The organism is Streptomyces showdoensis, assembly GCF_039535475.1.
In the GTDB taxonomy this organism is placed as follows: Bacteria; Actinomycetota; Actinomycetes; order Streptomycetales; family Streptomycetaceae; genus Streptomyces; species Streptomyces showdoensis.
This window is the reverse complement of sequence record NZ_BAAAXG010000021.1, coordinates 61,587-74,480: the sequence shown is the minus strand read 5'-3', so window position 1 is coordinate 74,480 and position 12,894 is coordinate 61,587. Positions and strand designations below refer to the sequence as shown.

Annotated in this window: 12 protein-coding genes and 2 pseudogenes; 8 read left to right on the top strand and 6 right to left on the bottom strand. The window is 67.2% G+C overall.

Annotated elements, in window-relative coordinates:
• Positions 1 to 1,050: 1,050 nt before the first annotated feature.
• Entirely contained in the window at positions 1,051 to 1,248 is a 198-nt protein-coding gene (locus tag ABD981_RS11575; RefSeq protein ID WP_345529007.1) for a hypothetical protein, read from the bottom strand.
• A 259-nt stretch (positions 1,249 to 1,507) separates the two neighbouring features.
• Between ABD981_RS11575 and ABD981_RS11570 the strand changes: the two genes are divergently transcribed.
• The 3 genes and pseudogenes from ABD981_RS11570 to ABD981_RS11560 all read left to right on the top strand — a co-directional run bounded on the left by ABD981_RS11570 (position 1,508) and on the right by ABD981_RS11560 (position 4,868).
• Complete coding sequence (locus ABD981_RS11570; RefSeq protein ID WP_345529005.1) at positions 1,508 to 1,765, top strand: hypothetical protein; 258 nt, start codon at positions 1,508 to 1,510, stop codon at positions 1,763 to 1,765.
• A 1,360-nt stretch (positions 1,766 to 3,125) separates the two neighbouring features.
• Positions 3,126 to 3,998: pseudogene (locus ABD981_RS11565) on the top strand (IS5 family transposase).
• Positions 3,999 to 4,070: 72 nt separating this feature from the next.
• Positions 4,071 to 4,868 (top strand): HflX-like GTP-binding protein, encoded by a 798-nt coding sequence (locus ABD981_RS11560; protein ID WP_345529004.1) that lies wholly within the window; start codon positions 4,071 to 4,073, stop codon positions 4,866 to 4,868.
• 289 nt (positions 4,869 to 5,157) lie between these two features.
• Here the strand turns inward: ABD981_RS11560 and ABD981_RS11555 are convergent, their stop codons facing one another.
• Positions 5,158 to 5,499 (bottom strand): hypothetical protein, encoded by a 342-nt coding sequence (locus tag ABD981_RS11555; RefSeq protein WP_046911492.1) that lies wholly within the window; start codon positions 5,497 to 5,499, stop codon positions 5,158 to 5,160.
• A gap of 123 nt (positions 5,500 to 5,622) precedes the next feature.
• Here ABD981_RS11555 and ABD981_RS11550 point away from each other — a divergent pair, with 123 nt between their 5' ends.
• From ABD981_RS11550 to ABD981_RS11540, 3 genes are all read left to right on the top strand, one after another.
• The gene (locus ABD981_RS11550; RefSeq protein WP_123955134.1) at positions 5,623 to 6,108 is read left to right on the top strand and encodes a GNAT family N-acetyltransferase; all 486 of its coding nucleotides are present in this window, start codon (positions 5,623 to 5,625) and stop codon (positions 6,106 to 6,108) included.
• Between the two features lie 384 nt (positions 6,109 to 6,492).
• Complete coding sequence (locus tag ABD981_RS11545) at positions 6,493 to 7,083, top strand: RNA polymerase sigma factor (RefSeq protein ID WP_123955135.1); 591 nt, start codon at positions 6,493 to 6,495, stop codon at positions 7,081 to 7,083.
• A 62-nt stretch (positions 7,084 to 7,145) separates the two neighbouring features.
• A complete protein-coding gene (locus ABD981_RS11540; RefSeq protein ID WP_165591023.1) occupies positions 7,146 to 8,474 on the top strand; it encodes a helix-turn-helix domain-containing protein in 1,329 nt (442 codons plus the stop codon).
• Positions 8,475 to 8,811: 337 nt separating this feature from the next.
• On the opposite strand, the gene ABD981_RS11535 is transcribed toward ABD981_RS11540, so the two are convergent.
• On the bottom strand, positions 8,812 to 9,282 hold the full coding sequence (locus ABD981_RS11535; RefSeq protein ID WP_123955137.1) for a hypothetical protein: 471 nt from the start codon (positions 9,280 to 9,282) through the stop codon (positions 8,812 to 8,814).
• A gap of 273 nt (positions 9,283 to 9,555) precedes the next feature.
• On the opposite strand from ABD981_RS11535, the gene ABD981_RS11530 reads away from it, so the two are divergent.
• Together ABD981_RS11530 and ABD981_RS11525 are read left to right on the top strand one after the other, a co-directional pair.
• Entirely contained in the window at positions 9,556 to 9,858 is a 303-nt protein-coding gene (locus tag ABD981_RS11530; RefSeq protein WP_046911494.1) for a hypothetical protein, read from the top strand.
• A 217-nt stretch (positions 9,859 to 10,075) separates the two neighbouring features.
• Positions 10,076 to 10,291: a hypothetical protein gene (locus tag ABD981_RS11525; protein ID WP_240495457.1), complete on the top strand. Its 216-nt coding sequence runs from the start codon at positions 10,076 to 10,078 to the stop codon at positions 10,289 to 10,291.
• Between the two features lie 514 nt (positions 10,292 to 10,805).
• Here the strand turns inward: ABD981_RS11525 and ABD981_RS11520 are convergent.
• The 3 genes and pseudogenes from ABD981_RS11520 to ABD981_RS11510 form a co-directional block, all read right to left on the bottom strand.
• A pseudogene (locus tag ABD981_RS11520) lies at positions 10,806 to 11,207 on the bottom strand (ATP-binding protein); the annotation flags it as partial.
• A 299-nt stretch (positions 11,208 to 11,506) separates the two neighbouring features.
• On the bottom strand, positions 11,507 to 11,923 hold the full coding sequence (locus tag ABD981_RS11515) for a restriction endonuclease (protein WP_240495458.1): 417 nt from the start codon (positions 11,921 to 11,923) through the stop codon (positions 11,507 to 11,509).
• Positions 11,924 to 12,309: 386 nt separating this feature from the next.
• Complete coding sequence (locus ABD981_RS11510) at positions 12,310 to 12,495, bottom strand: hypothetical protein (RefSeq protein ID WP_046911496.1); 186 nt, start codon at positions 12,493 to 12,495, stop codon at positions 12,310 to 12,312.
• Positions 12,496 to 12,894: the final 399 nt, after the last annotated feature.

Below are 12,894 nucleotides of genomic sequence, written 5' to 3'. Positions count from 1 at the left end.
GGCTGTCCACGACACCTGCAACGTCCCGGATAGGGGTTGTTCGGTCACGGCCACGAACGGAACCAGGTCCTCTGACAAGCCGACGCGCACGTCCTCCTCGGGGAAGACAACCGTGTTCCCAACCACCTCGATCTCCCATGTATGCGGCAGGGAGGCAGGCATGACACCCAGGGAGGGCTGCAAGAGGGAGGGAGGAAAGCCGCCCATACAGGTCTCGCTTCACCGGCCCGTAAGGGCGGGGCGCCTTTGGGCAGCTCTCTCGAGACCGGATCGCTCTTGTCCTGGTCATCGGGGTCCATCGGAGGCAGGGCGAGACGCCGTCCGGCAACTCCAGCCTGATCTGCACGTCCTTGAGGTGGATGTGCGTGCGATTGTGCAGACGCAGCGCGATGCGCGGTGCGGCGAGTGCCGCGACTTCCGGCAGTGTCTTCGGGAGGGCGTTCCTGAGCGCCTCCAGATACGGTTGACTCTTCCAGATACCCTTCGCGGCTGCGTGGATCCGGGGTCGATCCCGGATAGGAGAAGCCTCTCATCATCTGCCTCCATGGCCAACCCCCCTGTAGCAGGACCGCAGAGGTCTGACGAGGCGCTCGCGTTCCGCGTCGACAACGCGGTCCAGGTCGTCAGCTGGAGTGACTAACATGGGGCACGACACCCTGTTGCACGGAAAGCGTCAGGTCGAGCGCCTGGTGCCCTACGCAGGAGGCGCCGCCCAGACGATCGATGTCAACCGCTCGGGCACGGTCCGTCCGGCCGGTACGCCGTACGAAGATCGTCGCTTCGCGGATCGTTTCCTTGTCCTTCGTCTGCTCCGATTCACCCCGTGGAGGCGGCGGGATCTCCTTACGGATGCAATAGATCGGATCGCCCCAGCTCGGAGGACTGACCGTGACGATCAGGACCGGAAGCCGTTCATGGCCCTTCCTCGCTGACGGGACGTAAGTGGTGGCGCCAGTCGATTTCCTCACCGACGTACGGCGTGATCCACCGCTCCCAGCTCGACGCTGTCGAGTTCGTCGACGCCGTAGTAGCCCTCTGGATCGACCCCGACTACCAGGAGCCCGTATCCTTCCACACGTTGCGCAGGGCAACGTCGGGCTGGCGGTTAGCGAAACCGATGATGGCGCGTGCCAGATGTGCACGAGCGCTCTTGTCCGCCTTGTTCTTCGGCTGAAATTCCAGCGTCGACTTCCACTCCAGCCAGTCCAGCTCGTCCGCTGCGCTCGCCGCGCGGACCGCCTTGACCAACCTCCAGATACTGCGAGGCACGGACCGGTGGACGGCGTGTATCGAACTCCAGAGCCATTAGCGAGTCACACCTTCACTCATCCCAGCAGTATCCATGGTGAGCGTGGGACCTGCGGAGCGCCTGTCTACCCGCTCCGCTCGTCGCCGCGGGACACGCCACTGCGGCCCAGAGCAGGCCTCCGCCGCCAGCGAATCAATCAAACGTTGAGGGGCGGCTGTCGCGCAGGCTGTGCCCTCGTGTGCGTAGGCTCCCCGCAGTATGGCCGCCGACAGCATGGTGCAACTCATCTCCTACCTCACCGCGCAGAAGCCGAACGAGATCCTGGGCACGCCAGAGAGCGAGTGGGTCGACTTCAAGAGCGTCCGCCAGCGGGCCGTACGACCTAACGACCGACAAGGGGAAGTTCGAGCTCGCCAAGGACGTCGCGCGTTCGCGAACGCCGGCGGCGGTCTGATCGTGTGCGGCTTCAAGGCCAAGAAGCGCCCGAGCGAGCTCTATGAGTTGCGGAGAAGGTGACGCCCTTCGAGAGGAAGGTGGTGAACACCGACTCCTACAAGGGACGTCCTCAACGAGTACGTACGCCCACTGCTCAAGGTTAAGTTCTACTGGTACGACCACCCGCCCGCGACCCGACGGCGTCCGGGCACTACTTCGTAATCGAAGTACCGGCGCTGCCCGAGTCCGAGCGATGGGCGCTCGTCACACGCGGGATCACCGAGAACGCCAGTTCGTCAAGGGCAGCTGGACGGTCCCATCCGCAACGGCGACACCACGGTCTACCCTCCGGCCGGATGAGGTGTACAGCTGTGAACGACGGCTGCGCACTCGGCGGCGCGCCGATGCCGCCCCCCACTCGGCCGCGGACCGTGTGAGGAGCCGGGAGGACCTGCGCGTAACCCTGGGAGTTGAGGAGACGCGGTGCTCTTCTTCCAGAGCGTCCCCGATCATCCGCGCGGGATCGTTTTCCGGCATGTACGGCGACGGCGGCCTGCGGGATTCCTGACGCACCAGAGCACGCTCCGGAGTCCCTACGGCTTCAACTGGTCCTCGGACTACAAGCGTCCAGAGCCTCGTGAGGGCGGTCTCCTCTTGCGGAACCTCCTCGCGTGGGTTGCTGGTCGAATCGGATGGGGACGGTCACGGCGGCCGCACAGCCGCGACCACGGACATGTCGGCTGGGCGATTGAGCGAAACTCAGCAGCGAGGGACGCCGGATCAGCGTGTTCGTACTGACCGAGATCACCCTGGATACTTCCGGCTGGTCGACCAGCACGTCCTTCCGCTGGTCGACGGCACATGGACCGCACCGAATCGTCGCATCGGAGTTCACCCGCCCGCCCGCGCGCACCCTAGCCCCCGGTGACGACCCACCTCCGCTCTTGGGCTCACCCAGCCGCCACAAGTAACGACTGGAACCACAGCTGGAAGGCCCTGGGGGAACCCGAGCGCGACGCCTACGAAAGCCCTGCGACACATCTACGCGCTCTTCGGCCTCGACATCACGCCAACCCGTCCTCGACACGGACCGCGTAAGTCACAGCCAAACTGCTGGAGACGCAAGTAGCAGACGCCAGCGAGCATGCCCCGGATCCCGACCGGGGCGCGCTGCCTTCCCGGCTCCTCCCGCTCCTTGAAGACCCGCTCTGGGATGTCTACGCGGGGCGACGATGGTCCAAAGGTCACCGGGGCTGCGAACAAAGGCCCGGTGGGCGCATATGTGGCGCCGGAGCTGTGCCACGGGAATCTCGTGACCGCGCCGGGCGAAGCGTCCCGGAGTTCCCCTGAAGATCGGCGCGGTCCTGGCCAGGCCGTCGCCGTCAACGCCGACTAGGCCGTGTATCGAAAGTGGATCTTGGGCTGTGAATGATCATGGTTCATGGGGCGGGGAGATCTCACGGACAAGCAGTGGGCCGCGCTGGAGCCGTTGTTGCCGAAAGGGGCGAAGGCGGGGCGGCCCCCTGTCTGGCCTCGGCGGCGGTTGATCGACGGCATACGGTTCCGGGTCCGGACCGGTGTGCCGTGGCGGGATGTGCCGTCGAGTACGGGCCGTGGGGCCGGGTCTACGACCTGTTCCGCCGGTGGCAGCGGAACGGCACCTGGCAGCGGATCCTCACCCGGCTCCAGTCCCTGGCCGACGCAGCGGGTGCGATCATGTGGGACCTGAGCGTCGACTCCACGGTCTGCCGCGCCCGCCAGCACGCGGCTGGGGCCCGGAAGTGGGGTGACCTGCAGAAGGAACCGCCGGGTGGCGTGTTCACCGAGCCGGTCGATCACGGGCTGGGACGGTCGCGCGGCGGGTTCACCACCAAGTTGCACCTGGCGGTCGAGCGGGGCCAGAAGCCCCTGTCGATCGTGATCACGGCAGGACAGCGCGGGGACTCGCCACAGTTCGAGCCCGTGCTGGCAAAGGTTCGCGTGCCCCGCATCGGGCCGGTCCGGCCACGGATCCGGCCCGACCGCGTGCGGGCCGACAAGGCGTACGCCTCCCGCAAGAACCGCGACTACCTGCGCCGCCGCAGGATCCGCTGCACCATCCCTGACAAGGCCGACCAGGCACGCAACCGCCAAGCTCGGCTCCCGCGGCGGCCGACCGCCGCACTTCGACCCGGTCGACTACCGCCAGCGCCACGCGGTCGAGTGCGGGATCAACCGCCTCAAACGCCACCGGGCGGTGGCCACAAGACACGACAAACTTTCCGTCCGCTACGAGGCCACCGTCACGATCGCCGCCATCAACGAGTGGCTCTGATCTTGCTCGCTAAGCTCGGTCAGAGAGAAATCCGGTATCACCGCAGGCAACAAGGCATTTAGCCTGTGGCGCATGCATCAGCCTCGAAGGCGCGACCGGCGCCTGGCTCGCCGCGTGCCCTCGAAGCCGACCCAGCGCCGGGCGTTCCGACTCACGAACGTGGGCGCTGATGTAGTCCTGGTTGGCTACTTCTCTGCGAAGCAGAAGGACTTCGAAACGCTCATGGTGTCGGCAGCCAGAGAACTGGCAGCGCGCGGCGCTCGGGTCGTCGTGCAGATTGTGCAACGGCGAGGCGTCTCGGCCGGCGGGGTCCAGAAGATGGATCTGCCCTACTCCTCGCGGACTCTGCTGAGCTACGGGAAAGTCCATGAAGTAGCTCAGGCCTGTGACCAGGCCAACGCTGACGCCGTGATCTTTGTTGCCTCCTTGACCGAGCGCCAGCAGCGCACGCTGACAGGCATGCTTGACCGCCCCCGCTGTGAGTCTCTCCAGCATTCTTGCTGCCAACTGACAGCTCACTCGAAGCGGGCTTCTGATACACGCCCTAGCTGTCCCGGCTCGAGGCCGGCTACCGTGCCGCAGCTGCTGCCAGCGTTCGTCGCTGAGGTTCGCCCCGCACCGCGGGCACACCGAGCGCTCCGCCTCCCGCTGTGCGGCGCGGCGCTCCCTGTCCTCCGCGTCGGCGCGGGCCTCCTGGGCGCGGCAGAGGGCGTGGCCGTCGGGGTTGTCGAGTGCGGCCGTCAGCGTCTGCTCCCCGGGGGCACACCCCGAGGTCGACTGGGCGCAGCTGCGTACAGTCGGCAAGGGCCGGCGCTCTCCCCTCGCCGGGCTTCAGACGCAGCCGGCCTGAGCTCCGCGGTCGGACCCTGATGGGCGACGCCTCTTCCAGTCCGCTATCGCGGGGGAAGGGGCGTCGCCCTGGCAGCCCATCAGAAGCTGCGCTGTGCGGGAGGGGCTCCTACCTTGGCGGTGGGACGGCGTACAGGACCGCCGCCCCTTGCTGGTCGATGCTGGCCCCTCTCCATCCCCTCCCGAGGGGCCTGGTGCTCTGGCTGTTGGCCCGTGGTGGTGCCCGGCTTCACGAGGGGCCGGGCACCACCACGGAGCCGATCGGTATCCCGCTCTCAGCCTGGCGTCTGCGATGGCAAGCCAACCGTGCTTAGATTGCACGAAGCTCGGAGCTGATCCCCATGCCGTCGAGGTCGCTCACGAGCCTCCAGTAAACGTCGCTCTCGTAGAAGCTCGCTGCATCGCCGTTCCCCTCAGCGGGGTCGATCTTGTCCATCTCGGGGACGTCGTAGGCCACCGTGTAACCAGCCTCTGCGTCGTTCCACTGGACCCGGACCACCATGTCCGCTGTGCCGATGTCGTAATAGTCGTTCCCGTAGTTCTTAGTGATGTACTCGAACGGGTACGTGAACGTATAGCTGTCGTCCTCCTTGATCGACCGCAGGTAGTCCAGCTCGTTCTCGAAGCCATAGTTGTTCGACTCACTCCACATGGAAGGAGCGTAATGCTCTGCACCTCTGCCAGAGTCGACACCATGGGCCAGCAGGCAAAGCGCTCGTAGACCTCGGCGCCCGTAGACGGTGCCTCCGCGCCGCGGTCCTGGAACACTTGGGTCATGCCGCTCATCCGTGACATCGTCCAAGCCGATTACTCGGTGGTGGAGGAGCTGCTGTACTCGAATCATCTGGGAGACGGCAGGTTCTACGACCCCGAGGGCCTGGACGTCGTCGTGGCCGAGCTCCAAGGGTCTGTCGTCGGGGTCGCCGAGTTCCAGCTCCACTGCGACTTCGGGCACGACGAAGGCCGGGAGGCGCATCCCGGCGAGCAGACGTTCATCTCAACGATGGCGGTCGCCCTTACCGGTCGTCGCGGCGGGGTCGGCCGGGCACTTCTCACTGAGATCGCCCGCCGGGCCCAGAAGGCCGGCGACACGTTCCTGGCCCTGGTGCCGCAGGACGGCGCCGACGCGGCTGACCGGCAGGCGTTCTTCAAGGCGTGCGGGTTCACGCTCTACGGCCCCGCCGGCCCGGGCGCGGCATGGGGCTGCCCGGTCTCGGAGATTCTCGCCGTGCGGGGCACAGCTGACGCCGCTAGTGAGTGACGTGTCTGGTCAGCTTCGCCATCGCGAGCGAGCGCGGGACTTCGTCCGAAGGAAGAACGGCGGGGCTGGGGGTACCCGAAACCGGGTTCTGCACCGATGTACAGGTGACAGTGTTTCGGTTGGGTAGGGAGTGGGTGATCCTGCAGTGCTGCGGTCGATGGGTCCTAGTGAGCTGGCGTTGGCGATCTCCGGCTTATGTGGTGTGACCGTTGCGGGGCTGCGCATCCTGGGAAAGGTCCTCCTTGCCCGAGAGCAACGCCGGTCCATCGCGACGGTTATGGACGCAGCCGGAGCGAGCGGGCAGGCGGTTTCCGCACGTCAGAGGCTGTCTGAAGCCCAGTGGTCGGTCCGTGTCGGCGCCGACATCGACGTCGACGAGGCTCGATGACATCGACGGAGGGCAGCGGTCCCGCAGCCCGAGCCGCAAAGGATCCTGAGCGCCGGAAGGCCATGAGGGACTTTTACCTGGCCCAGCACCCCAGGCTGGACGCGTTCGTGGCGCGCCGGGTGGGAGGAGCGCAGGAGGCGGAGGACCTGTGCCAGGAGACCTGGCGTTTGTTCTTCGTCAGGTATGACCACCACGTCGAGTTCTACGACGAGCCGGCGAAAGCGCTCTACTCCATTGCCCGATGCCGCATCGCGGAATTCTGGGAGAGGCGCGGCATCGCGCGGGAGGTCCCCGTCGACGAGCCGGAGATGGCCTTGCTCATGCGCGTGATGGTCACGCACCTTCCTGTGGCGATCGAGCGGGGCGTGGACGTCGAACGGGCCCTGGCCGGCCTGGCACACAGGCAGCGTGTGGCCCTCTGCCTCCGGTACCTCGACGACCTCAGCGTCGCGGAGGTCGCCGTACTCATGGGGATCGGGGAGAACGGAGTGAAGAAGCTACTCAAACGGGCCTTGGCGACGCTCCGCGGCGCCAGCGCTCTGGAGCACTACCGACCGATGGCCACGGGAAAGGGAGAATGCGAGTGAACGCCGGTACCTGGCCGCCTCAGCCCCCCCTGAGCGGCTCCGAGGGCGGTTTCGAAGCGGTCATGGACAGCATTGAGCAGCTCACGGATCACGAGCGGGCCACGGTGGTCCTCCAAGCCGAGCAGGCCGAACTGGGCCATCAGGCGTACGCCCTTGGGCTCGAACTCCTCGCACAGGGGCGCAGGGACGAGGCGAAGAACTGGCTGAGCACCGCGGCCCGCTATCACGTCAGCGGCGCCTTGGAGGAGCTGGACCGTGACGGAGCCCGAGCGGCCGCCGCGCCGGCGGCATCCGTCATCCCCCCGCTTCCCACTGGCAGGCACCTCGCTCCTCTGGACCGGGACGGAGCCCGAGCGGCCGCCGCGCCGACGGCATCCGCCACCCCCCGGCTCCCCGCCAGCAGGCGCCTCGCCCCTGCGGCTCAACGCATTCTGTTGGGCGCGCGCTTGCGTGAACTGCGTGAAAACCGTGGCATCACCCAGACCGAGGCCGCGCTGCGGGTCCACGCCTCGACTGCCACGGTCTCCCGGTTCGAACACGGACAGCCCGTGCCAGGGTCGGCGGACAAGCTGGAACGGCTACTCGACCTGTACGAGGTTCACGACCCCTGGGAAAGGAACCGCCTCCTTGACACCCTGAACGCGGCCCAGGGGGAAAGCTGGTGGCACGAGTACAACGACATCACGCCCGAGCGGCTGAGGCTCCTCTTCGACCTGGAGCAGAGCGCTGATTCCATCCAGACATACGAGGCGCGACTCGTTCCCGGCCTGCTCCAGACACCCAAGTACGCGAGGGAGATCCTCCGGACTGGGTTGCCTCTTGATGAGGAGGAAACGATCGATCGCCGGGTGGAGCTGCGTATGAAGCGCCAGCAGCTGCTGGATTCCATCCACGCTCCCAAGCTCCACGCTGTTCTCGACGAGGGGGTCCTACTCCGCCAGGTAGGTAGCCGCCGTGTGATGCAGGAACAGCTCGAGCACCTTCTGCGTCTCGCGCGGTGGCCCAACGTCACCATCCAGATCGTGCCCTTCCGCGCAGGGGGTGTCGTGGACATCGGCGAACCGGTGACGATCCTGCGTTTCGCGGAACGGCTGCTGCCTGACATCGTCTACACGGAACAACTCTCCGGCGCCCAGTACATCAGCCGGGGAGACGCCCACTCGCGGTACCAGGAGCAGTTGTACCGGTTGGCTGACGCTGCCGAGCGACCGCACAACACGGAGAGCATTGTCCACGCAATCCTGGGGCACGCCGAGACGTTGCGGGAGGCTCAGGTGCGGGGTCCCGACGCGGCGGTCTACAACGGATTCATGGAACGCGTCGCGACCGAGGCGGCACCCCCCGACTTGACGTCCGGGATCCTCCGCGACCTCATCGCGTCCTGCGGCTGACATTGACAGCTCCCGTGCGCCAGGCCGTCGACGTCCGGCTTGGTGGCGGCCTCTTCGGCTTCCGCTTCGAAGCCGCAGGCAAGGCGTAACAACTCCCTCATCGCGTGTCCGGCCACGCTGCCAACCGGCAATCGTGGCCGGGCCCGATCTACCCCTCCACGCGGCCGCCGGCCCGGGATACGGATCACCTTTCCCCTCGGCTCTCGCGAGGAAGGGTGTCGTTTTCTGAGGAGGGCTTGCCCACGGCCTCTGAACTGCACGAATGGAAGATCGCCGACTTCGGTGGTCCCACCTCTGGTCACACCCGCAGTCCCCCGCCTGGTGCATCGAGCCGTGATCATGTGGTGGGTGCGGCGCAGAGCTCGGAGACGATCGTGAATGAGGTCGTCACCATCGGCACGGCCATAGCCGGCGGCATCGCCGCGTGCGTGGTCTTGCCGTGCGCCATGCCGTTGCGGATCTTCCGGCCGTAGTCGAGGTACTCCGCCTGCCGGCCGGTCAGGACGCCGGTCTCCGCGCCCTGCTGGATGAGGTTCTGCAGCGGCTTCTTGCCCGCACCCGGGATCCGGTCGCGCAGCACGATCTCCACCGCGATCAGGGAGTGCAGGACCGCCACGGTGGAGAACTCGAAGCAGTAGTACGACTGGCGCAGCAGCTCCCGGGCCGTGCGCAGGACGGTCGCCGCAGCCTCGGGGACGCCGTCGGGCACGACCAGGTCCGCCACGAGGTCGTGCATGTCGGCGTACTGGCCGACGAAGTAGTGGGCGCGTTCGTCGGGCACGGGGAACGGGAGGCGCTGCGTGGTCATCTCCGGAGTCTCCCAGTGGTGTACCGGGTCCGGCAGCGGCTTTTCCCCATCCGTCACTCAGCGTGCCGGGACGGAGATCTCTCCCCCACCGAGGTGGGCGGTTTGTCGCACCTGGTGGACCCTGTCAAGGGGAAACGCACGGCCGTCCGAACCTGGACAAGGGGGGTAGGTGGTCACCTTCGGTGCGCGGACTCTGTCCACAGGGCGACTCCCCCAGGCTCTGGATCTGGGGCCGTTGCGATCCGCGCGGTGGCCCGTACGTGAGGAGCCGTCATGCCCGACACCATCGCCCTGCCGCTCGCACCGATGACCCCGCACGCGGCGATCAGCGCGTTCAGCTACCTCCGCGCCGTCCAGGTCCAGGACGACAAAGCGGCCCCGGAAGCCGAAGTCCATCAAGGCGGACTCCTGCCCACTGTGCCTCCGGCCGCTTCGCCCCGAGTTCGGCTGCTCCCGCGAGTCAGCCCAACAGGACGGCCGGCCCGCGTCTGGTTCGCGGGGTACCGGTGTGACGGCTGCGAGGCCACCCGGCCCCAGCAGTTCTGGGACGCGATGCGCGACCGCTACGAGACCTGACGCGGACCTTGCGAACACTGCGCCCCGGCTACCGGAGTGGCGCCCACCCCGGCCCACTCCAACCCAATCGAGCGTCATCGAACGCACACCAGCGCACGCCAGCCCCAACCAGCCGAGACCGCTGAGCAGACCACGTCCCCGACGCCCTTCGACACGAACAGCCACCCCCGCCCTCGGCCACCGGGCGGGGGCTTCGTGCTTTCTGGAGAAGTTCACCGTGCCCACGTACGAGGCCCTGCCCCGCTTCACCGGAGACCTGGACCGCCTCACCCCCGAGCAGCGCCGCCGCTTCCGCCAGACCGTGGCGGCCTTCGTCGACGACCTGCGCACCGGCCGCTTCCGCGCCGGCCTCCGCGTCAAGCGCGTCCAGCGCGGGGTCGGCATCTACGAACTGACGTGGTCCATGGGCACCGGACCGGCAGGGTGGCTATGACGACTTCTTGGGGATTCGTTTGTCGAGGAGTTCGGGAAGCGTGTGACCCGGGGTGCAGTGATCAACATCGACAAGTTTTGATGTCGATAGCGGTGCGATCACGGGTTGCGGGGTCTGCTTCATAATCCAGCTGTGGACATATCCGATGAGGGACAGCCGCTCGATCCCGTCTGGCATGAGATTAACAACAACGTGTATGGCGGCCTGGCAGGAGCCCCGAGTGCATCGTGGGTGGCCAAGCGGTTCATCGGGGCCGGCTGGAGATCCCAATCCGGCTCGTCGCGGGAGTCGTATGAGGTCGAGACCAGCTGGTGCCGGATCGAGGTCGACCCGACCGACGGGGACACGCTCCTGAACGGAGTCGTCGATCCTCAACGGTTCGAGGATCTCGCTGCGCTGCTGACCCGGCTCGGTCTGCGGTTCAATCTTGAGCTCTATGACGATGACGGGGAACTGCTACGGGAGATCGAAGCTGGAACCCCGTCAACGCCTCATGACGCAGCTCCTCAGCCTTTCAGCCGGCTGCTCGCTCCGCTTGGGCTCGGGTGGAGGCGAGGCGGTAGGAGTCGGTGCCGGTCTCGATGATGGTGCCGTTGAACGTGAGCCGGTCGACGATGGCCGCGCAGAGCCTGGGGTCGGTGAAGGTCTTGGTCCAGCCGCCGAACGACTCGTTGGAGGCGATGGCGACGCTGTTCTTCTCCTCGCGTTCGGTCAGGACCTGGAAGAGGAGCTCGGCGTCGTGGCGGTCGAGTTCCATGTAGCCGAGCTCGTCGATGCAGAGCAGGTCGACTCGGCCGTAGCGGGCGATCGTCTTGTTCAGCTGCTTCTCATCCGCGGCCTCGACCAGCTCGTTCACCAACTTCGTCGCGAGTATGTAGCGGACGCGGTAGCCCTTCATTGCGGCCTCGGTGCCCAGCGCCGCGCACTCCCCCACCAACCGCCCGCCATCGAGGACGAACCCCGCTGGGGCGCAAGGCCGGCCGAGACGGCCGCGGCCGCGCTCGCGGTGGCCCTCTCCGCCTACGGGCCAGGGACGTACGCGCGCGTCCTCGCCTCCGGACAAGTCACCGCCGGCCTCTCCCCCACGGCGCCGTCCAGGTGACCGGCGCACTGAACACCCGCCCTGCACCCCGCTGCCGGACCGTCGCGGCCCCAGCGCCGCTCGCTCGGGAACGGCTGGAAGGGCATCGACGCTGGCTGCTGAGCGCTAAGAATTCAGTTGTCCGGGGCGAGTTTCTGGTTGGTGCCGGACCGGCCGATGTCCAGGTCCAGGAGCGCGGTCAGAGCGGTGCCGCTGTTCCAGAAGCCGAGGAGGTCGACGTCCACGAGGACCAGACCGTGGCGGGCTGCGAAGGCTCGCGCCTGCTTGGTGAACTTGCACGAGGCGACGAAAAGCGGGACGTCTGCTCCGTGTTCGCTGCGGGCGGTGCCGTTGAACTTCTGGAGGTCCGGGCTACCGACGGTGCGGTGTTTCGCGTAGCGCTTGCACTGCACCACGAGCTTCCGGCCATCCGGCAGCCGGCCCGTCACGTCGGCGCCCAGGTCGTTCGCAGCACCCACGCGGCGCACTCCGGTGCAGCCGTCTCGGCGGCAGAGTTCCGCGACGTATTCCTCGAAGTCCGAGGGGCTCATGGCCCAAACGGCTTCAAGTGACCGCTGGGCTTGGATTCGGGCTTGCTCGGCCAGGCGCGATTTCTCTGCCTCGGCCTCACGACGACCAGCCCTGGCCTGTAGTCCGGCTACGACAGCCACGCTGAGGACGGCTAGTACCACAAGTGCAACTGTGACGGCTCCCATGCCAAGTCCTCCCCCGGCATCTCCGGTAACCAGCTACTGCTCCCCACTATGGGCACGCTCTACGCGTGCTGCGGCGTGTGTCGCCACGCTGGAGAGGGTTGCCTGGACCAGCGAGGGACCCCCTTCGGGCCGCGCGAGGGGCACTCCCCCAGTCCCGTGGGAACGGGGCGAGGTCGGGGCTGTCTCTCAAAGAGAGGCAGCCCCGTGCTGGGACCTGGCGCCTAGCCAGCGCGCCTCAGCCTTTGGGCGGCCTGCTCCAGGATGGTGGCGAGCTGCAGGCGGGCCCCGTCATTGATTCCTCGTGCGAGATCCTGAACGAGTGCCTCGGTGCTGCCGGCGCGCTCGACGTAGCGGTGCAGGAAGCGGCTGCGCTCCGCATCGCTCAGCGCGGTCAGGGCATGGTCCATAGCTGCGCGGCCGTCGCTCCAGGCGTTCTCAGTTGGCCGTACGGGCGTACTGGGTTGCCCAGGTGCGGACCGCGGTTCGGGTACGTCCGCGCCCTCCGCCTGGTGCGGCTGTGCCGTGCGCTGGGCGCCTTCCTGCTGCTGGGGGTTATCACGGCGTGATAGGTCGCCCGGCTCTGTCGCGTTCCTGTTCTTCGTCTCCGGCACCGTGGTCGGCGCCGGTTCGGGAGTATCACGGCGTGATACCCCGCGCTTCGCGACGGCTCGCTCCTCGCTTGCCTTGGCACGTTCGTCTGCCTTCGCCTGATGCTGCTCGGGCGTCAGCTTCGACAGGTTGCGGACGTGCTCGACAGTCCTGCGGCCTTCGACGAGGTCGGCTGGAGGGCAGGGGCGAGTTCCTCG